Consider the following 20,009-nt stretch of genomic DNA (forward strand, 5'->3'; position numbering starts at 1 on the left):
GCGTGGCGGCGGACGACTGCGCCACGTTCGACGGCGCGGCCAGCTTGGCCCCCGAAGCCTGCACCGGCGCCGAAGCGGCAGTCGCGCCCGCATCGGCGGCGGCTGCGCCGCCCCAGCCGATATGGCGCTCCGCATCGCCGAGCCGCAACTGCGTCTGGCCGGTGACCGGCGTGTTCTCGTACGTCCTGGAGAAGCGTTCGACGGCCAGCTCGCCGAGCAGGTTCGAGGTGGTGGTCTGCCAGGCGCCGTTGTGTTGCAGCGCGAGCAGGCCCGATACGATGCGCGGCATCTCGTCCTTCCACGCCGGATTGCCATTGAAGGCGAGCGCGAGCCGCGCGGCATTGCTGTCGTTGCCGGTCATCAGCCACCACAGATCGTCGTCGCGCGCGGTCGAGAACACCAGTTGCGTGCCCTGATACGACAGGCGCGCCCGCAGCAGTTGCTCGACCTGCGCGCGTTTCTCGTCGCGCTGCGGGATGTCCGTCATGCGCGACAGGATCGCGTAGTAGTCGAGCAGCGCCGAGGTCGGCCAGCGTTCCGGCGTGATCGCGATCGAGCCGAGCATGCTGGCGCGCGCGGCGCCGTGGCGCGACAGCGCCTCGAGCGCGGCGAGCTTGCGCAGGTCTCGATCCTCGCGCGGCGCCCAGGTGTCGCGCGTGATGCGGCCGTCCACATAGCTGGCCAGCCCGGCTTCGAGCTGCGTGCGCAGCGCCTCGGGCAGCGCGTAGCGCGGGTCGAGCTTGGCCGCTTCGTCGGTGACGGACAGCAGGTAGGCCGTCAGCGTGGTGCTGCCGTTCTCGCCGCTTTCGGCCGACAGCGGGAAGTAGCCCGCCAGGCCGTCGCGGTCGAGATAGGCGTGCATCTGCGCGATCACGGCCTGCCACATCGCCGGATCGTGCAGGCCGAGCGAGCGCGAGGTCTGCTGTTCGAGGCAGCGGTACGGATACTGCTGGAACCAGCGCGTGACGCCGGGCAGCCCGTCGGCGAGCTTCGATTGCAGCGCCACCGAAATGCCGCCGCGCGGGATGCCGTTGCTGCCGGCGGCCGCGTCGGCCGGGGCCGCGATCGGCACCGAGAAGCTGCCGTCGATCTGCGTCAGCGTGGCTTGCTGCACCGTGACCGGCACGGCGGGCACCACGCGCTGGGTCAGCTTCAGCGCGTCGGCCGCGTGCGCGCCGCCTTGCTCGGCGGCGGCGATCGACCAGGGCAGCGCACCGCCCGCATCGCCCGCGCCCACCGGCACGGCCACCCGCCACGACACCTCGCGCGAGGCGCCGGCGGCCAGCTCCACCGTTTGCGCGGGCAGGTCGAGCCCCGGCGCGTTCGGCGTGACGACCACCTTCATCGCGCGCGACGTGGTGTTGCGCAGCGTGAACGGCGCGACCAGCGCGTCGCCTTCGCGCACCAGCGGCGGCAGGCCCGAGATCAGTTGCAGATCCTGGGTGCTGCGCACGCTCGCGCGGCCGGTGCCGAAGCGGTCGGCGCCGACCGACGCCACGGCGACGATCGTGAAGCGCGTCAGCGCATCGTTGAGCTTGATGTCGAGTCTGGCCTCGCCATTCGCGTCGAGCGTCACGCGCGGGTTCCACAACAGCAGCGTGTCGAACAGTTCGCGGGTGGGCGCGGCGCCGCCCCCGCCGCCGGCCGGCACGGCCTTGCGGCCGAAGTGGCGGCGTCCGACGATCTCCATCTGCGCGGTGGCCGTTTCGACGCCGTAGCCGCGCCGTTGCAGCATCGCGCCGAGCAGATCCCAACTGGTGTTCGGCATCAGTTCGAGCAGCGCGTCGTCGACGGCGGCCACGGTGATCTGCGTGCCGGCCGGCGCGGGCTTGCCGTCGGGCAGCCGCACCGCCACCTTGACGTGTGCGGTGCCGCGCACCGGGTAGCTGGCCGCGTCGGGCGTGACGGTCACGCCGAGCTGATGCGAGGCGGTGCCGACCTTGATCTCGGCCAGCCCGTAGCGGAACGCCGGCTTCGACAGATCGACGAGCGGGGTGGGCGGCACGTAATGGCGGCCCTCGTTCCAGAACGCATGCGCCCAGTCCACCGGCGTCTTCCAGCCCCACGTGAAGAACGAATACCAGGGCACCTCGCGCAGCCGGCCGCGCAGCGCCAGCACCGACACGTAGACGTTCGGCCCCCAGGTCTTGTCGACCTTCAGTTCGACGGTCGGATCGCGGCCGTTCAGTTGCACGACGTGCGTTTCCATCACGCCCGAACGCTCGACGGCGACCAGCGCCGTGGCGAAGCGGAACGGCATGCGCACCTGGAAGCGCGCGGTTTCGCCCGGTTCGTACGACGGTTTTTCGGGGATCAGGTCGATCCGGTCGGTGTTGTTGCCGCCGAACCAGAGTTCGTCCTCGCGCACCACCCACACCGAGGTGCTGCCGGTGGCGGCGCGGTCCGAACCGTCCTTGACCACGGCCACCAGCGACACTTCGCCGGCGTCCTTGAGCTTGGCGTCGCAGGCGAAGCGGCCCTTGTCGTCGGTCTTGCCGCTGCACAGCGCGCCGAGGTCGCGCGTTTCGCTGCGGTTGTCGTAGGAATAGAAGCCGCCGACCATGCGCTTGCGCGACGAGGTCGTGATGCGCGCATAGCCGTGCACTTCCACGGCCGCGCCGGCGTGCGGCTTGCCGTCCAGGTCGACGGCCAGCGCGGTGACGGGCACCGAATCGCCCACGGCCACCCAGTGCCCGGCCTTGATGCCGGCCGCCAGCGCGGCGGGCCACAGCGTGGTGTCGTTGCGGATCGTCTGGATTTCGCCGTTCGGATCGGCGAACGTCGCCTCGAGCGCCAGGCGCTTCGGCGAATCGACCTTCGGCAGCGATTTCAGCGTCAGCGCGCCCGCGCCGTTGCGGTCGAGCGTGACGGGCAGCTTGTCGGCCACCAGCTTCGGCGCGTCGGGATCGGGGCCGCTGCTCGCGGCGCTGCCGTCGTCGTCCTCGTCGCTCGCGCCGGCGTCCGAGCCGGGCTGTTCGGGGCGATACGGGCTGAACGAGAAATCGGGGTAACGGTCGGCGAACGCCGGGGTGGCGGGGCGCACCAGCGCCGACACGCGCACCGGCAGGTTCGAGGCCGGGCCGCCCGATACGTAATCGAGCTGCACCGTCACCGGCGCCTCGCTGGCGCCGACCAACGGGCTGGTGCGGGCGTCGCGCACGGCCACCGTGCCCTTGAACACCGGCAGGCGGAACGCCTCGACGCGGAACGACCCGGCGTCGTAGGCGGTGTGCGCATCGTCCTGGCCGTCGTTGTCGGAAGCCGCCTGGCCGCCCGCATCGGCGCCGCCGTAGTCGAGCGAGACGGTGTATTCGCCGAGCTTGGCGCCGGCCGGCAGCGTGATGCTCGAATCGGCCGTGTGATCGGCGGCCCAGACGAGCGGCTGCTCGTAGGTGTCGCCGCTGCCTTCGTGGCGGATCGTCACGCGGGTCGGGTAGCGCTTCGGGAAGCCGAGCGAATCGAGCGTCTCGGTGCGCAGGTAATGCTTCATCGATACCGTTTCGCCGGCTCGCACCAGCATCCGGTCGAACACGGTGTGCGCGACCACGTTCGGGCGCGCCGAGCGATCGGTCGGCACGTCGAAGCGCCACGATTCGATGCCGCGGTTCCAGTCGTCGGTGACGAACGCCATGTCGGGGCCGGTCACGGGGTCGTTGACGCGCGCCGACACGAACGTGTTGCGGAAGCCGCTTTCGTAGTTGCACTGATGCAGTTCGGACAGCGGGCCGTCGATCTTGAGCAGGCCCTGGCTATCGGTGCGGCCCGAGGCAAGCGCTTCGCCGTTGCAGTCCGACACGCGGATCTCGGCGTTCGGCACCGGCTTGCCCTTGTCGAGCGTGGTGACCCACACGACGCTGTTGTCGCGGCCGCGCTTGAAGTGCACGCCGAGATTGGTGACGAGCACGGTGGTGCGCACGTACATCGCGCCCGGCTTGGCCATCAGCGAGCGGCCGAGCGCCGGCGAGGCCAGTTCGAGCACGTAGAAGCCGGGCTTCGGGATCGGCACGCCGACCACCTCGAACGGGCGCAGCGTGGCCGGATCGGCCTTCGGCAGCGTCAGGCGCTGGAGCTTGGGCTCGCCGGCCAGCAGCGACAGCGAGCGCACGTCGACGATCCGCTGCTTGCCCACCGGCGGCTTCTCGCCTTCGGCCGGCGGGACGAACACCGGGTGCTTGGCATGCTCGAACAGGCCGGGGCGCAGCTTGTCGAGGCTGTCGACCGACATGCCGATCGTATCGAGCTGATCGACGGTGCGCATCCAGTCGCGGATCGCGTTGTCGTCTTCCACGCGGATATTCGCGAACTCGGCCTGGCCGGCGTTGAGGCCGGCGATCTTCAGGTCGGCTTCCACGTTGCGCAGCGTGACGGGCACCAGCGCCGGCGAATCGGGCTCGGCGTAGCGCTCGACGATGCCGAACGTCGACGACGAGAATTTCGCGAGCGGCGGCATGGCCGCGGTGCGCGTCTTGAGCGGGAACAGATCGGCGTTGGCGAGGCGGCGGCCGCTGTCGTCGGTCAGGCCGTCGGGCAGCGTGACCGTGAGGTTCGCGTTGTCGGGCAGCGGCGCGGCGAATTCCACGGCGCGCGTGTCGCCGGCGTTGTCGTCGGCCTTGAAGGTCGGGGCGATCGCGCCGTCGGGGCCTTGCAGGCGCAGCTTCTCGGCGTTGGCGCGCGTGATCGGCGCGTTGAACTCGATGCGCACCGGGCGCAGCGGCGTGCAGGCGGCCTTGGCGTTTTCCCGCTCGCAACTGAAGTTGGCCGCGAACGGCTCGCGCACGCGGAAATCGAAGCGTTTTTCAGCGCCGCCGGCCACGCCGTTCGGGCCTTTCACGCCGGCGCCGAACACCAGTTGCATGGGCTGGCCGGGCGGCAGGGTTTGCGCGCAGCCGAGCGTCAGCACGCGAGCGGCGTCTTTTTTCCAGTGGAAGTGGTCGAGCAGTTGCGCGCGCGTGTCGGCGTCGGTGAACTTGATCGGGATGCGGTTGCCGATGCCGGTGGCTTCGCACCAGACGTTCTCGCGCACGGAGGCGTCGGTCGCCGGGCCGGTCAGCTTCAGCACGAACTGCTGGCCTTCCTCGATCTCGGTGCGGCTCGGGCGGATCTCGGCCGGATACGGGCCGCTGGTCTGGAACGCGAAGCGGCGCGGGCCGGTCACGTCATGGCCGGCCACCGAGCGCAGCTTGTCGTCGAGCGTCACGGTGCAGCGCACCGAGGCGGGCAGGTTCTGCTGGAACATCGCGACCCACGTGCGCTCGTTGCTCCACACCGCGTCGTATTTGGCGCTGGCCGGATCGTCGCAGACGATCGTCGCCGGCGCCGTCCGGGACGGCGAACCGAGCGGCACCATCGGCTCGTCGAACTTGATCACGACCTGGCTGACGTCAGGCGTCGAGCCTTGCGGCGAAACGCTGACGATCTTCGCCGCGTCGGCCGGCCAGCCGAAACCGGCTCCGAGCCCCGCTGCGAGCGCCACGGCGGCGCTCCAATACACGATTTTTTTGGATGTGTTCTGCTTCATCGCTGACCCGCCCTCGGGAGGCATTTTTTTCGGAATGCCTGCGATTCTAACCGAGCCCTTTCAGGTGTCAGGCTACAAATTTCGTCGCGTTAGCACGATTGCGTCGCACTCGAAAGACGCTGTGGCGCGGTGCCGACAAACCGGCCGGCGGGACGGTTTATCCAGTAGAGCGTAACAATCCTTCGTCTATAAAGAGATTGTCCTGCCCGGTCCAAACGCGTACATTTCCGGTCCGCGCGGTCCGGCGGGGGCTGAAAACCGGCCAGCCGGCGCGTGGATGCGGAACCGGCGGCCGCCGGTTCGCTCGTGGGCGACGCCTCGCGGCAGCGCGATGCTGGGATCGAACCGGTCGTCGACAACAACAAGACCGCACTTGCCCGACCGAACCGCGGCGGGCAAGGTGCGCCCGGGACACGTTCCGGCGGGCCGTGCCTGGCGTCGCAAGCGTCACCAGCGCCGCACGGGCCGCCGGACGTGCCAATCAATCTGAGAGACAAACAGGCTGGGGATATGACACTTCGAAAGACCTCCATCGCGGCGCTGGTCGTCGCCATGCCGGCTGCCGCGTTCGCGCAGTCGAGCGTCACGCTCTACGGCCGCATCGACGGCGGCGTGGAGTATCTGAATCACATCGCGAACCCGTCGGGCACGGGCAGCAGCACGCGCTGGAGCGCCGAGGGCGGCGACTGGGGCACCAGCATGTTCGGCCTGAAGGGCACGGAAGATCTGGGCGGCGGCACCGCGGCGATCTTCAACCTCGAAACGGCGTTCCAGGTGATGAACGGCACCACGGGCGGCGGGCGGATGTTCTCGCGGCGCGCCTACGTCGGCCTGAAGAACAATGAGTGGGGCACGCTGCAGGCCGGTCGCAACCTGTTCATCGACAGCGACGGCGTGTGGGAATTCGACCCGTTCGTGCAGCAGGCGTTTTCGTCGGCATCGCTGGTGCGCGGCCGCAACTGGCAGCAGACCAGCAACAACATCGAGTATCACAGCCCGGTGTGGAACGGCTTCGACGTGCAGGGGCAATACGCGTTCGGCAACCAGACGAAGTTCAACACCGGCCCGACCGGCGATTTCGGCCGCTCGGACGGCATCATGCTGTCGTATCACTCGCCGCTGTTCGACGTGCGCGGCATCTACGACGAATTGCGCAACAACAACGGCAAGATGGACAACATCTTCACGGCGTCGCGCGAGTATTTCGTCGGGACGAATGTGTACGTGCAGAAGTTCAAGATCCAGGCCGCCTACACGCATTACTCGGCGCCGGACACGCCGCAGGGCCTGGCCGACCGCGCCGATCACATCTGGCTCGGCGCGACCTATTCGGCCACGCCGGCCTGGGCGGTGACGGGCGGCGGCTATTACGTGCGCGTGGGCAGCGGCAACGGCGACGCGACGCACGATCCGTCGGGCCACGCGATCATGTACGTGCTCGGCACCACCTACAACCTGTCGAAGCGCACGTTCCTGTACGGGACGGTGGCCTACATGCGCAACAGCGGGAATTCGAACTTCGGCCTGATCGCCTCGACGCGCGATTCCACCTCGACCAACCCGCTGACGGGCGAATCGCAGACGGGCGCCTACGTCGGGATCATGCACAACTTCTGATGGAACACGGCGGCCGGGCCTGGCCGGCCGTTCGCTCGGGAAGACATGCAAACGGGCCGCGTCGATCGCGGCCCGTTTGCCTATTGCGGCATGAAAGACAGATCGCCCGGCGGGGCGGCGAGGCCGTGCGCCGGGCGATCCGAGGGGGCTTGGGACGCCTGCGGCGGCGTCAGTCGCCGGCGGTCCACTCCACATTCGCGCCGACCGAACGCAGGTTCTCGACGAAGTGCGGATGCGCGCGGCGGATCGGCTGCGCGTTGAGGATCTCCGAGCGGCCCTCGATGCTCGCGGCCACCATCAGCAGCGCGATCGCGACGCGGATGATGTACGGGCTTTCGACGCGCGCCGGCGTCAGCGGCAGGCCGCCGAACGTGATCAGGCGGTGCGGATCCGACTGGAACACGTGCGCGCCGAACTTCGACAGCTCGCCCGTCCAGCCCATCGCGCCGTCGTACACCTTGTTCCAGAACATCACGCTGCCTTCGGCCTTCACGCCGAGCGCGATGAAGATCGGCAGCAGATCGACCGGCAGATACGGCCACGGCGCGGCTTCGATCTTGGTCAGGATGTTCTGCGTGAACGGCTTCTTGACGCGCATCACGCCGTCGCGCGTGGCGCGCGACCAGCCGTTCTCGTGCGTGACCTGCACGCCGAGCTTGGCGAACGTGCGGTCGATCAGCGGGAACATCTCGGGGCCGCTGTTGCGCACCGCGATGTCGCCGCCCGTGATCGCGCCGAGCGCGAGGAACGTGGCGATTTCGTGGAAATCCTCGGCGAAGCGGTGTTCGCCGCCGCCGAGCCTGCGGCCGCCCTGCACGCGCACGTGCGAGGTGCCGATGCCTTCGATCGGCACGCCGAGCAATTCGAGGAAGTGGCAGAACTCCTGGACGTGCGGTTCCGAGGCGGCGTTGACGAGCGTCGAGACGCCGGCCGCGGCCGTGGCGCACAGCACGAAGTTCTCGGTGGTGGTGACCGACGCGTAGTCGAGCCAGTGATCGTTGGCGATCAGCGGGCCGGACGCGCGCACGATCAGCGAATCGGCGGTGCGTTCGATGGTGGCGCCAAAGCGCTCGAACACCTCGACGTGCGGATCGATCTCGCGCACGCCGAGCGTGCAGCCCTTCACGTCGCTCTCGAGCCGCGCCACGCCGAAGCGCGCGAGCAGCGGCGGCACCAGCATGATCGACGAACGCATTTCCTCGGGCAGGCGGTGCACGGCCGGGTCGAACTTGGTGTCGCGGTGGTGCAGGTCGAGCACGCCGGTCGCGAAATCCATCGATACGCTGCTGCCGAGCGCGCGGAAGATGTCGAGGATCTTGCGCACGTCGGTGATGTCGGGCACGCCGACGAGACGCAGCGGCTGATCGGTCAGCAGGGTCGAGCAGAGAATCGGGAGAACGGCGTTTTTATTGGCGGACGGCGTGATTTCCCCGCGTAGCGGAGTGCCGCCGTGAACGATCAGATTCGACATATTTCGGCGCGATTGGAATGAAAGATGGCGCAAGGCTCGTATCATGCCACCGTTTCGTCATGCGGCGCGAGCAACCGGGCGGTCTGGAGGGAATGTGGGACGAAACGGGGTGATTTCGTCGACGTTATTGGCGATTCGCACCCCAAAAAGACAACAACCTCGCCGAAGCGAGGTTGGTGCGAGGTTCGGCGCCGATCGGGCTTTGCGTGGAGCGAACGATGCGGCGCCTGGCTCGGAACGCCGGCTTACAGGCAGGCGTTCAGGTCGGCAGCGGCCGGGCTGGCGGCGTCGCCCACCGAGCGGAAGCCCACCCAGGTTGCGGCGCCGGCCGAGCGGGCCGGGCGGACCATTGCCGCAGCGCCGTTCGGCGGCTGCTGGCCCGGCACGTAGACATCCATGGCCTGGCCATTCGCGAGCACGTTCTGCGAGACCACGGTTTGCTGGGACTTGTCGGCCCAGGCCTTCGCGATACAGGCGGAAACCTGCTGGGCGGGTTTCTGGCTTTGACCGACGTTCTGGATCGTCCACTGGGGTTGCGTTTGCGCGAAAGCGGAAGCGGCGACGGTCAGTGCGATAAGCGGCAGCAGTTTCTTCACGTTATCTCCTTGTTCGGTCGTTGAGACAAACCGGGCGCTTCTAGATGGCAGCGCGCCGGTGGTGACTACGAAAGTGTCAGATCACATGTTCGCCGATCCGTTCCGGGAAGTGCGCAACAGTTTGTTAAGTTGCCTGCCGAAACGTGACGAGACGTATCCAAGTGTTTCGAGGGGGAGGTGGCCCCGTGATCGCTGGTCTTGCGATGAGGGCTTCGATGGCGCCGTGCCGAGGATGAGCCGGCGCGGACGATCTGGGACAAGCGGGAAAGACGCGGTAAAGACGCGATGAAGGGAAACGATGCGAAATCCGCCGTCAGCCTACGCCCCGGTTCTTCGACCGATGGCGTAGTGTGTTTGCTGAGCGGTGGCCCCGTCGCATTTGCAAGCATGATCGCAAAAAATGCCGTCCACGACTGTTAAGCACTTATAAATACATCGCGGCAATCGTGACATCGTCATACGGGGCCGGGCACCTATTTTCTCGGCGCGTTCAGGCGCCGAAAACCGGAGTTCAGCGCGCGCGGATCATCCTGCGCGCCGGGCGGCTTGGCCGCATCGCGTGGAAGCGCTCGCGCTTGTGTTCCTCGTCGAAATGGCGAAGCGCCGGCTTGACCAGATCGCTGCGCGACACGATGCCGGCGAGTTGCCGTGTGTGCGGATCGGTCAGCACCGGCAGCCGTTCCAACTCGTGCACGGCCAGCCGGGTGGCGACCAGCCGGCAGGTTTCGTCGGCCAGCGCGTAGGCGCCGCGCGACTGGCCGTGCAGCGCGTCGCCGAGCGTCGCGTCGGGGCCGAAAGCGGTGTGGATCCGCTCCAGCGTCGCGCGGTCGAGCATCGTCACGAACGCGCCGTCGCGCAGCACCGGGTAGGCGCGATGGCGCTGGTCGGCGGCGAAGCCGGTTTGGCGCGCGGCGGCGATCGTCATGGCCGCGTCGAGCGCGATCGCCTCGCGCGTCATGACGTCCGCGACGTGGTGGCGTTCGAGCGGATCGACGCCGTATTCGCGGTAGATGTGATACCCGCGCCGCGCGATTTTCTCGGTCATGATCGAGCGGCGCATCACCACCGCCGAGAAACCGTGCGCCACCAGCGTGGCGGCCAGCAGCGGCAGCAGCGCGTTGGCGTCGTGCGTGAGCCCGAACGCGAACACCACGGCCGTGAGCGGCGCACCGAGCGTCGCGCCGAGCGTGGCGGCCATGCACACCAGCGGCCACAGCGCGGGATCGTTGCCGGGCAGCACCGCGCCGATCACGGTGCCGAGGCCCGCGCCGAGCATCAGCAGCGGTGCGAGCACGCCGCCCGAGGTGCCGGAGCCGAGCGCGATCACCCAGATCAGCGCCTTCACGGCCAGGATCGCCAGCACCACCTGCAAGGCCAGATGGCCGTGCAGCAGATCGCCGATCACGTCGTAGCCCACGCCGAACGCGCGCGGTTCGAGCCAGCCGCCGATGCCCACCGCGACGCCGCCGAGCGCGGGCCACCACATCCAGTGCAGCGGCAGCTTGCCGAACGCATCCTCGGTGCGATAGAGCGCGGCCGACAGCCCGCTGGCCAGCGCGCCCGACAGCAGCCCGGCGATCAGGCAGATGCCGAGCGCCGAGGTGGACGGCGCCGCCGTGGTCAACGGAAACAGCGGCTCGGCGCCGAAGCACAGCGCCCGCGCGAAACCGGCCACCGCGCAGGCCAGCGCGACCGGCAGGAAACTGCGCGGCCGCCATTCGAACAGCAGCAATTCCACGGCGAGCAGCACGGCGGCCACCGGCGTGCCGAACACGGCCGTCATGCCGGCCGCGGCGCCAGCCACCAGCAGCGTCTTGCGCTCGGCCGCCGTCACCTTGAAGCACTGCGCGATCAGCGAGCCCAGCGCGCCACCGGTCATGATGATCGGGCCTTCCGCGCCGAACGGGCCGCCGCTGCCGATCACGATGCCCGACGACAGCGGCTTGAGCACCGCCACCTTCGGCGACATCCGGCTCTTGCCGAACAGGATCGCCTCGATCGCCTCCGGAATGCCGTGGCCGCGAATCTTCTCCGAGCCGTAGCGCGCGATCAGGCCCACGATCAGCCCGCCGATCACCGGCACCCCGATCACCCACGCGCCGAGCGCATGGCCGGCCGGCGAGCGGTCGGCGAACGACCAGTGGCCGAAGAAGAACAGGTTCGTGAACAGGTGGATCAGGTTCAGCAGCACGACCGCGGCGAGCGTGCTGGTCACGCCGATCACGGCGGCGAGCACGGCGATACGGGGCAGGCGGACATTGGGCGCGAAATCGCGCTGGTGTGGAGCGGCGTGCATGGCGGGCGACGGAACAGTAAGGAAATCAGTAGTCGATCTGCGGCACCTGGAAGGCGCCGCGCAGGGATTTGAGTTCGGCGCGATGCAGCGCGGCGAGCCGCGTCAGCACGGTTTCGCCGGCTTCGAGCAGATGCACTTCCACCTGCCGCCGGTCGCTTTCGCTGGTGCGGCGCTGCACGAGGCCGAGCGCCTCGCAGCGCGTCACCAGCGCGACCACGCCGTGATGCTGGGCTTGCAGCCGCTCGGCCAGCTCCCCGATCGTGGCCCATTCGCGGGCCGGGAAGCCCTTGATATGCAGCAACAGCAGGTACTGGAGCGGCGTCACGCCTTCGGTCTGGGCGGCGCGCTCCGAGAAGCGCTCGAAGCGCCGCATGTGATAACGGAAGTCGGAAAGCTGCTCGAAATCGCGTTTCTGCAGCAAGGGGGGCGTGTCGCTCATCGTGATTCCTGGAAGCCGGGTTCGTGCGGAATCGATGAATATATCACGACATGATATAAATGGCCGAAGTTTGGCGACCAGGGGCAGGGATCGACGCATGCGGTTCTCGGTCTTGTCGGTCAGGCGGCCTTCAATACCTGCGTGCGCCGGTACAGTCCGGCAATCAGGTCGGCCTGAGTGACCAGCCCGACCGGCCGTGCGGCCGCGTCGACCACGACGATCACCGGTTCGCCCGCTTCGGCGAACCGCGGTACGAGATCCGTGATCGGCTCGGTCGACAGGATGGTCGGGACGTCGGCAATCACCAGGCTGGCGATTGCCGGGTCGCGTTTCGCGTCGATCACGGCAGGATGGGCCGAAGCCGCCGAGGCCGCCGAAGCGAGCGGCGCGAGCGCGTCGCGCGTGACGATGCCGAGCAGGCGTTGCGTGGCGTCGACCACCGGCAGCGCGCTCGCGCCGAGGCGATCCAGCATGGCCAGCGCAGCGGCGACGCGCGTGTCGGCGTTCAGGCGGGCCTCGGGGTGCGCGGCGATGTCCGCGCAGCTCAGTGCGCCGAAGGTGCGCGCGTAGGCGTGCAGCTCGGTTTCGCGCAGCAGGGCGTCGAGATCGTCGGTCGACACGTCGAGCCATTCGGTGCGGCGCTTCAGCACCGCTTCGAGATCCTCGCGCGAAAAGCCGCCCGCCGGCCGTTGTTGCGCCTCGCGCGGCGCGGCGGCGCGGTGCGGGTAGCGGTGGCCGGTCAGCGCGTGATAGATGAGCGCGGCCACCAGCAGCGCGGCCGATTGCAGGGCGATGGGCTCCAGCACGAAACCGAAGCCGAGCGCATGCACGGCCGGCCCGCCGACCACGGCCGTCAGCGCCACCGCGCCCGACGGCGGATGCACGCAGCGCAACGCCAGCATCGCGCCGATGGCCAGCGCGATCGCCAACGCGGCCGCGCCCACCGGATCGGCGATCCAGCGTGCGCAGGCCACGCCGACGGTGGCCGCCACCAGGTTGCCGCCCAGCAGCGACCAAGGCTGTGCGAGCGGGCTGGCGGGCACCGCGAACAGCAGCACCGCCGACGCGCCCATCGGCGCCACCAGCAGCGGCATCGCCTCGGGAATGCCCGGCAGCATGCGCATCGTGAGCCCCACGCAGGCGATCCCGACCAGTGCGCCGACGCACGAGCGCAGCCGCTCGCGGGCGCTCAGCGTCACGGGCGCCGGAGCGAAACCGAGCAGCCAGGCGCGCAGGCGCGAGGCGGTCGAGGCGGGGGAATGCGGGGTGACGGATGGCATGGCGAAAGCGGTTGGCGGCAGTCGGACGAGCGCGAATTATATCTCAACATGATATTTATCATGGTGCATCGGTGCCGACATGGTGCGTTTTTGCTCCGTTTCGAAACGAAAATGTTCAATAACTGTGCGAGTGGAGCAAGGTTTCGCGATGGATGCCGAGGTGCGCAGCTAGACGAGCCACGTGAATTCGTGATGAATCGGGTGCGCGATGTGCGGCGAGCAGGCGTACAATTCGCGCCAATCCGCTTGTTTCACATTCCATTCCATAACATGCCGCTCGCGATACCGTCCTCCTGCCCGCTGCCAAGGCCGAGGTCGGGCTGCCTTCGCCGAGCGGGCCGCGCGGCCTGCGCCGTCGCGGTCTTGCGCCACCCACCGTCTCCCTGAATCCCCATGGACATGCTCGAAAACATGCGGCTGTTCGTGCGCGTCGTCGAGGCCGGCAGCTTCACCGCCGTTGCCAAGGAAATCGCCGCCACGACAGCGCAGGTATCACGCGCCGTCTCGAATCTCGAGGCTCACGTTCAGACGCGCCTGCTGCATCGCACGACGCGCCATCTCGGCATGACCGAGAGCGGCCAGCGCTACTTCGAACGCGCGAAATCGATCCTCGCCGAAATCGATCATGCGAACGCCGAGGCGCGCAACGCACTGCTCAAACCGAGCGGGCGGATGCGCATCCATGCCATGACGGGGCTGGGGCAGAGCCATGTGGTGCCGGCCGTGGTGCGCTATCAGGAAGACAACCCCGAGGTGTCGGTCGACCTGACGCTCGCGCAGCGCATGCCGAACCTCGTCGAGGAAGGCTATGACGTCTCGATCGTGACGGCGGCGCAGTTGCCCGATTCGGGCTATGTCGCGCAGACCTGCGGCGAAAGCTGCAGCGTGCTGGTGGCGTCGCGCGACTATCTGGCGAGCCACGGCACGCCGAAGACGCCCGAGGATCTTCGCAAGCATGTCTGCCTGCGGCTCGACACGCCGTCGGCGCCGGGCGGCGAGTGGCGCCTCGAAGGCAGCGACGGCGAGGAATTGCGCTACGAATTGCCGGCTTCGCCGTTTCAGGTGAACGTGCCCGACGCGCTGGCCGTGGCGCTGCGCTCGGGGCGCGGCATCGGCTCGATCGCGCTCTACACGGCGATCGACGACCTGCGCTCCGGGCGGCTCGTGCGTGTGCTGCCGAACTACCGGCTGCACACGATCCATGTGTTTGCCGTGTATGCGTCGCGCCGCTATCTCGACGCGAAGACGCGCACGTTTCTCGATCACCTGCGGACGACGCTCACGCCGGCGCTGGCCAACGATCTTGTCGAGCTGGAGCGGCTCGCCAGCCCGGTGGCGGCTGGCGCTTGAGCGCCGGGTGCCGGCCGGGCGCGCGTCGCCGCCCGGCCAGGCGCGCGTTCAGTGCGTGATCGATAGGAACAGGTAGGCGGCGAACAGCGACAAGTGCACCACGCCCTGCAGCACTGTGGTGCGCCCCGTGCTGAGCGTCAGCGTGCTGACCAGCAGCGTCAGCGACAGCAGCGCGGTTTCCATCGAGCCCACGCCGAGCGTGAGCGGCTGGCCGGTCCAGACGAACACGGCCGCCACCGTCGGAATGGTCAGCCCGATGCTGGCCAGCGCCGAGCCGAGCGCGAGATTGAGGCTGGTCTGCAGGCGGTTGGCGCGCGCCGCGCCCACCGCGGCCAGGCCTTCGGGCAGCAGCACCAGCGCGGCGATCACGATCCCCACTGCGGCTTCCGGCGCGCCCAGTTGCGCCACGCCGCGCTCGACGGCCGGCGACAGCAGCTTCGCCAGCAGCACCACCGCCACCAGCGCGACGAACAGAAAGATCATGCTGACCAGCGCCACCTTGCCGCTCGGCGGCACCGCGTGGACGGATTCGTCGGCGCTGTCGGGCACCAGGAAGTAATCGCGGTGGCGCACCGTCTGCACGAACACGAACACGCCGTACAGCACCAGCGACGACACGCCCGCGAACGCCAGTTGCGAGGTGGAGAATTGCGGGCCGGGCGCGGCGCTCAGGTAGTTCGGCATGACCAGCGACAGCACTGCCAGCGAGGCCAGCACGGCCAGCGCCTTGTTCGCGCCGCGCCCCTGGAAATCCTGCTCGCCGTGTTTCCAGCCGCCCACCAGCAGGCACAGCCCGACGATCCCGTTGCAGACGATCATCACCGCCGCGAACACCGTGTCGCGCGCGAGCCCGGCCTTCTCCGGGCCGGACGACAGCATCACCGAGACGATCAGCGCCACTTCAATGACCGTGACGGCGATCGCGAGCACCAGCGTGCCGAACGGCTCGCCGACGCGATGCGCGATCACTTCGGCGTGGTGAACGGCCGCGAACACGGCGCCGGCCAGCGCCGCCGCAACGAAGACGAGCGCGAATCCGCTGTCGGCCGCGATCACGCGCGACAGACCCAGGACGACCCAGGCGGCGAGCGGCGCCCAGAGGGTCCAGCGAGGCAAGGCATTCGAGGAGTGCGGCATCGGGAATCCTGTGGTCCGGGTGAGGGCGACGACGATTCTAGCAGGCGGGCCGCCATGGTCAGGCCCTGCGATCGGCATAGGCCGAACGGCCGCCTTGACCGCGTTCCGACGCGATGGCGAAATGTTTCGTCCGGTTTCGTTCAACCGGGCGATTCAGGCGCGAAGCGCTGCACTACAATGGCGCCGGCCCCGATTTCGAACCCCGCTCCGCCTTCTTTCCGCGATGATCATCGACCGTCTGATTTCTGAAATCCTGTTCGGCTTCACCGGCCTGATGGGCATCATCAATCCCTTCGGTATCGCCTTCCTGTTTCTCGAGCGCACCGATTCGCTGAACGAGCGTCAACGGGCCGTGCTGGCGCGCAAGGTCGCGATCAACGCGTTCATCGTGCTGCTGGTGGCGTTTTTCCTCGGCACGCCGGTGCTGCATTTCTTCGGGATTTCGATGGAAGCGCTGCGGATCGGCGGCGGCTTCGCGGTGGCCGTGTCGGGCTGGCAGATGCTGAACGCGCCCGACGTGCCGAGCAGCGACGCCGTCAAGCCGATCGATCCGCGCAACGTGATGGCGCGCGCCTTCTTTCCGCTGACGATCCCGTTGACGGTCGGCCCCGGTTCGATCGCCACGGCCATTGCGCTGAATGCGAACCGCACCCACAAGCTGTCGGAGTTCCTGCTGTCGAGCATCGTGTCGGTGGCGGTTTCGGCGCTGGTTGCGCTCGTGATCTGGCAAACCTACAGCCGCGCCGAAGTGCTGGCCCGTTACCTCGGCGTCGAAGGCACCAAGGTCGCGCAGCGCGTGTCGGCGTTCCTGCTGCTGTGCGTGGGCGTGCAGATCATGCTGACCGGCTTCTCGGCGTTCCTGCAGCCGCTGGCCGATCAGATCAAGTAATCATCCGCCGTGCATCGCGCGCAGCGGATAGGTGAACAACGCAAAATGGATCACGTCGAAGCTGGCGTGCGCGAGCCAGGCCGCACGCAGGCCGCCGAACCGGTAGGCGAGGCCGTAGCCGATCCCGGCCAGCGTCGCCAGGGCAACCAGCACGACGCCGCCCGCGGCGTGAGCGGCGCCGAACAACAACGCCGCGATCGCCACCGCGATCCATTGGCCGCCGCCCACCCGGGCCAGGCCGATCCCGAGCCCGCGCTGGATCCAGCCCCGGAAGAAGGCCTCTTCGGCCAGCGTCACGATCAGCAGGTTGTTCAGTAGCCACAGCCAGCCGAACGCGGGCCATTTCGGCGCGAAGCCCACGGCGCCGGCGGCGAAGGCGATCGGCAGGCTGATCAGCAACACGCAGGCGGCGGCCGCGACGCCAATCGGCGCGGCCTTGGCCCAGCGTGCCGGCCGCACGGCCGACGGCAGCACCCACAGCAGCCACAGGCCGATCAGCGCCTTGTCGGCATTCAAATACATCGTGAACGGCACGGCGTCGGGCGTGATCCGCACGCCGTGCAGTACGCGCAGGTTGTGGAAGCCCGGCGCCAGATGCAGCAGCAGCGCGCCTCCCAGCACGGTAAACAGAACGCCGGCCGCGATTCGCAGCGGCCATGCGCGTCCCGCTGCGATGGCGTAGGCGGCGATGCCGAGCCCAGCCAGCGACGCGAACGCTAGCGGCGCGAGCAGGCCGAGCGCGAACGCCGAGCCGTAACCGAGCAAACCGAGAATCAGGCTCGCGGACCTGAGCCGGGGGCACCACGCCAGCAGCGCGGCGGCGAAGATTGCCGCCCAGGGCAGCAGTATCGTCGTCGGGAAATCGGACATTTCTGAAGGGAGAAGTCGCGCGGGCTCACATCATAGTGCGTGAGCGGCGTTTCCTGCCGCGAACCGGGCGCTCGGCCCGGTAAGGGCCGTCCCGGCTGCGGAGCCGGGACGGCCATCCTGGTCAGGCTGCGGCCTGGGGTTTCGCGCCGATCGTGAATTCGAACGTGGCCACGCCATCGACGCCGCCCGTCACGCGGTCGCCCGGCTGCAGCGCGCTCACCCCGGCCGGCGTGCCGGTGAAGATCAAGTCGCCCGGCTGCAGTTCGATCGCCCGCGACACATAGGCAATGATGTCGGCGATCGGCCAGATCAGGTCGGCGAGATCGCCCTGCTGGCGCGTTTCACCGTTCACGGCCAGCCAGATGCGGCCGGTTTGCGGGTGACCGATGTCGGCGGCGGCGTACAGCGGCGAGACCGGCCCGGACGCGTCGAAGCCCTTTGCCCAATCCCACGGCCGGCCGAGCTTCTTGGCTTCGGCTTGCAGGTCGCGGCGCGTCAGATCGACGCCGACGCCATAACCCCAGATATGGCCGAGCGCATCGGCCGCGGCGATATTGCTGCCGCCCTTGCCGACCGCGATGACGAGTTCGATTTCGTGGTGCAGGTCCGAAGTCAGCGTCGGATACGGCACCGTGCCTTCGGCCGGGATCACGGCGTCGGCGGGCTTGGCGAAGAAGAACGGCGGCTCGCGGGTCGGGTCGGCGCCCATCTCGCGGGCGTGCTCGGCGTAGTTGCGGCCGACGCAGAACACGCGGCGCAGCGGGAAGCGGGCGGTGGAACCGGCGACGGCGACGCTGGCGGGCGCCGGAAGCGGAACGACGAAATCTGCGGAGCGATCGGTCATGGCGAAACTCGTTGGCGTGAAGGGTCAAGGGGCGCCGCGTGACAGCGGCATGGGTCAACGATAGCAAGCGTGCCCGCGCCGCAATGCGACGTAGTTGTCGACATTCTGGACAAAATTACGCTGGCCCGCCTCTCCCTTGCCAATTGGCCGTCCGGCCGATGTCGCTCAGTCGGGCTTCGGCGTGTCGCCGGTTTCGGGCAAGACGGCGGCGGCGGGGAGCGGTGTGCCCTTGTCGCCATTGGCTTCCCGGTATTCCTTCGGGGACACGCCCACGCAAGCCCGGAACCGCCGCGAAAAGTAGCCTTCGTCGCGGAATCCGACCTCGTGCGCGATATCGGCGATGCGCCGGGTGGTGTGGGCGAGCAGCGACTGCGCCAAGGCGATTCGGCGCTCCGTCACGAGTTCGGTGAACGTATTGCCGGTTTCCTTGCGCAACAGATGCGCGAGATAGTTCGGCGACAGGAACGCCGCCTCGGCCGTGCTGGTCAGCGTCAGCTCGCCGCTCGTCAGGTTGGTGCGAATGTGGCGCATGACGCGGGCAAGCGCGTCGCGGCGGCCGGCCTTTTGTGCGCCGTGGCTGTGCGCGAGCCGGTCTAGCGCGCCCGCGTACTGGGTGCTGACCAGGCCGATCAACTGCAGCAAATGGCCGCGCAGCAACGTGACCGAGCCGAACGTGCGCTCGCGATTGGCGTCGAGCATGCGCTGGGCGATGCGCCGCGCATCGTCGTACGCGTCGCCGGTCAGGATGTAGTCGAGCCGCTCCTGGAAACGGAACGGCGCGAGCTCGGGCACGCGCTGCACCGGCACGTCGTCGAGATCGAGCGGATCGACGTCGAGATCGGTGCGCAGGAACTGCTGCGAGAAGTTGATGACGATGAAATGCGCGCCAGGCGGATGTGGGATCAGATGCTCGCGAAACGGCAGGATGAACGCGAGCGCGCCGCGCGGGAACGGCCGCGTGACGCCGCCGATGCGTTGCTCGGTATCGCCGCCCAGGTTGAACTGGATCTGGAAATACGCATGCCGGTGCGGCTCGGTAATCGCCTGTCGCGTGGTCTGATCCCGGATATAGAAATCGAGGCGGTCGCTGCGCTCGGGCATGGCGTAGGTGCGCGGCTGCGGAGTGGCTGGCATGGCGGATGAAGCGTGGTCGTGCGGATCGAGCCCGGATGGTACAGCGGATGCGGGCTTTTGACCGAAATCATCGAGATTTCGCCCGGTTGCCGGCCTGGAAAGGAGATCGGCCGGCGCGATTCGCCCCTGCGGCCGATGGTTGCCGAGGCCCGTGCCGCGTCGATTTGCATCGATGTCGCCCCATTTTATATGCCGGCTCGGCGCAACCGTTCCAACCGCCGGCGTTCGTCCAACGAAGAGATTGATTTTTATCTGATTTGGTTGTCAAAAACGTTATTTGTGTTGGCTTGAATCAATTCAATCTCTAAAAATTAAGCCTTGTCTTATAGGCAGCATGTTTGCGGATCCCTATACTCTGATTCGATATGTTTCAAACTGCATGCGATTCAATGCATCGTTGTGCGGTGCTGTGAAGTAAGTTTGTTTGTATTGGGAATAATCTTAAATATCGTGTTTTGAGATTTTTCCGATTGAGTGGCAATTCATGCCGCAACATATCTTTGGGGTGTTGCGGCATCGGCATGCTGCTGCCTGTCCACAGGCGCCTTATGTATCGAGTTCGCTCGCG

At 68.0% G+C, this 20,009-nt stretch carries 14 protein-coding genes; 4 read left to right on the forward strand and 10 right to left on the reverse strand.

The features are described from left to right. Positions 1-5,518, reverse strand: a 5,518-nt coding sequence (locus tag G3N92_RS04495) for an MG2 domain-containing protein (protein ID WP_206126253.1), incomplete at its 3' end; no start/stop codon positions are given. A 510-nt stretch (positions 5,519-6,028) separates the two neighbouring features. Between G3N92_RS04495 and G3N92_RS04500 the strand changes: the two genes are divergently transcribed. Further along, positions 6,029-7,135, forward strand: a complete 1,107-nt coding sequence (locus tag G3N92_RS04500) for a porin (protein WP_206126254.1) — start codon at positions 6,029-6,031, stop codon at positions 7,133-7,135. Between the two features lie 169 nt (positions 7,136-7,304). On the opposite strand, the gene G3N92_RS04505 is transcribed toward G3N92_RS04500, so the two are convergent. From G3N92_RS04505 to G3N92_RS04525, 5 genes are all read right to left on the reverse strand, one after another. Beyond that, positions 7,305-8,606: a UDP-N-acetylglucosamine 1-carboxyvinyltransferase gene (locus tag G3N92_RS04505; protein WP_206126255.1), complete on the reverse strand. Its 1,302-nt coding sequence runs from the start codon at positions 8,604-8,606 to the stop codon at positions 7,305-7,307. A 245-nt stretch (positions 8,607-8,851) separates the two neighbouring features. Then, on the reverse strand, positions 8,852-9,202 hold the full coding sequence (locus tag G3N92_RS04510) for a hypothetical protein (protein ID WP_206126256.1): 351 nt from the start codon (positions 9,200-9,202) through the stop codon (positions 8,852-8,854). Between the two features lie 511 nt (positions 9,203-9,713). Beyond that, positions 9,714-11,498, reverse strand: a complete 1,785-nt coding sequence (locus tag G3N92_RS04515; RefSeq protein WP_206126257.1) for a chloride channel protein — start codon at positions 11,496-11,498, stop codon at positions 9,714-9,716. 25 nt (positions 11,499-11,523) lie between these two features. Further along, positions 11,524-11,937 (reverse strand): MarR family winged helix-turn-helix transcriptional regulator, encoded by a 414-nt coding sequence (locus G3N92_RS04520; RefSeq protein WP_206126258.1) that lies wholly within the window; start codon positions 11,935-11,937, stop codon positions 11,524-11,526. A gap of 119 nt (positions 11,938-12,056) precedes the next feature. Next, complete coding sequence (locus tag G3N92_RS04525; protein WP_206126259.1) at positions 12,057-13,217, reverse strand: HPP family protein; 1,161 nt, start codon at positions 13,215-13,217, stop codon at positions 12,057-12,059. A gap of 393 nt (positions 13,218-13,610) precedes the next feature. Here G3N92_RS04525 and G3N92_RS04530 point away from each other — a divergent pair, with 393 nt between their 5' ends. Continuing rightward, a complete protein-coding gene (locus G3N92_RS04530) occupies positions 13,611-14,567 on the forward strand; it encodes a LysR family transcriptional regulator (RefSeq protein ID WP_206126260.1) in 957 nt (318 codons plus the stop codon). A 48-nt stretch (positions 14,568-14,615) separates the two neighbouring features. Here G3N92_RS04530 and G3N92_RS04535 read toward each other — a convergent pair whose 3' ends face one another. Beyond that, positions 14,616-15,704, reverse strand: coding sequence for an ionic transporter y4hA (locus tag G3N92_RS04535; RefSeq protein WP_206126261.1), 1,089 nt, complete (start codon positions 15,702-15,704; stop codon positions 14,616-14,618). A 223-nt stretch (positions 15,705-15,927) separates the two neighbouring features. On the opposite strand from G3N92_RS04535, the gene G3N92_RS04540 reads away from it, so the two are divergent. After that, on the forward strand, positions 15,928-16,593 hold the full coding sequence (locus G3N92_RS04540) for a MarC family protein (protein WP_206126262.1): 666 nt from the start codon (positions 15,928-15,930) through the stop codon (positions 16,591-16,593). Here G3N92_RS04540 and G3N92_RS04545 read toward each other — a convergent pair whose 3' ends face one another. From G3N92_RS04545 to G3N92_RS04555, 3 genes are all read right to left on the reverse strand, one after another. Next, on the reverse strand, positions 16,594-17,463 hold the full coding sequence (locus tag G3N92_RS04545; protein ID WP_206126263.1) for a CPBP family intramembrane glutamic endopeptidase: 870 nt from the start codon (positions 17,461-17,463) through the stop codon (positions 16,594-16,596). 121 nt (positions 17,464-17,584) lie between these two features. Next, positions 17,585-18,307, reverse strand: a complete 723-nt coding sequence (locus G3N92_RS04550; protein WP_206126264.1) for a fumarylacetoacetate hydrolase family protein — start codon at positions 18,305-18,307, stop codon at positions 17,585-17,587. A 165-nt stretch (positions 18,308-18,472) separates the two neighbouring features. Beyond that, a complete protein-coding gene (locus tag G3N92_RS04555) occupies positions 18,473-19,441 on the reverse strand; it encodes a helix-turn-helix transcriptional regulator (RefSeq protein ID WP_241014583.1) in 969 nt (322 codons plus the stop codon). Positions 19,442-19,498: 57 nt separating this feature from the next. On the opposite strand from G3N92_RS04555, the gene G3N92_RS04560 reads away from it, so the two are divergent. Continuing rightward, positions 19,499-19,732: a hypothetical protein gene (locus G3N92_RS04560; protein ID WP_206126265.1), complete on the forward strand. Its 234-nt coding sequence runs from the start codon at positions 19,499-19,501 to the stop codon at positions 19,730-19,732. The last annotated feature ends 277 nt before the right edge of the window (positions 19,733-20,009 follow it).

The sequence above is a fragment of the Burkholderia sp. Ac-20379 genome, from assembly GCF_017104645.1.
Taxonomy (GTDB): domain Bacteria; phylum Pseudomonadota; class Gammaproteobacteria; order Burkholderiales; family Burkholderiaceae; genus Burkholderia.

Excerpts from the sequence above, each read along its gene's own strand:
- G3N92_RS04540 (WP_206126262.1), top strand. The coding sequence starts at position 15,928 with ATGATCATCGACCGTCTGATTTCTGAAATCCTGTTCGGCTTCACCGGC.
- G3N92_RS04555 (WP_241014583.1), bottom strand. The coding sequence starts at position 19,441 with ATGCCAGCCACTCCGCAGCCGCGCACCTACGCCATGCCCGAGCGCAGC.
- G3N92_RS04530 (WP_206126260.1), top strand. The coding sequence starts at position 13,611 with ATGGACATGCTCGAAAACATGCGGCTGTTCGTGCGCGTCGTCGAGGCC.
- G3N92_RS04535 (WP_206126261.1), bottom strand. The coding sequence starts at position 15,704 with ATGCCGCACTCCTCGAATGCCTTGCCTCGCTGGACCCTCTGGGCGCCG.
- G3N92_RS04505 (WP_206126255.1), bottom strand. The coding sequence starts at position 8,606 with ATGTCGAATCTGATCGTTCACGGCGGCACTCCGCTACGCGGGGAAATC.
- G3N92_RS04500 (WP_206126254.1), top strand. The coding sequence starts at position 6,029 with ATGACACTTCGAAAGACCTCCATCGCGGCGCTGGTCGTCGCCATGCCG.
- G3N92_RS04525 (WP_206126259.1), bottom strand. The coding sequence starts at position 13,217 with ATGCCATCCGTCACCCCGCATTCCCCCGCCTCGACCGCCTCGCGCCTG.
- G3N92_RS04545 (WP_206126263.1), bottom strand. The coding sequence starts at position 17,463 with ATGTCCGATTTCCCGACGACGATACTGCTGCCCTGGGCGGCAATCTTC.
- G3N92_RS04515 (WP_206126257.1), bottom strand. The coding sequence starts at position 11,498 with ATGCACGCCGCTCCACACCAGCGCGATTTCGCGCCCAATGTCCGCCTG.
- G3N92_RS04520 (WP_206126258.1), bottom strand. The coding sequence starts at position 11,937 with ATGAGCGACACGCCCCCCTTGCTGCAGAAACGCGATTTCGAGCAGCTT.
- G3N92_RS04550 (WP_206126264.1), bottom strand. The coding sequence starts at position 18,307 with ATGACCGATCGCTCCGCAGATTTCGTCGTTCCGCTTCCGGCGCCCGCC.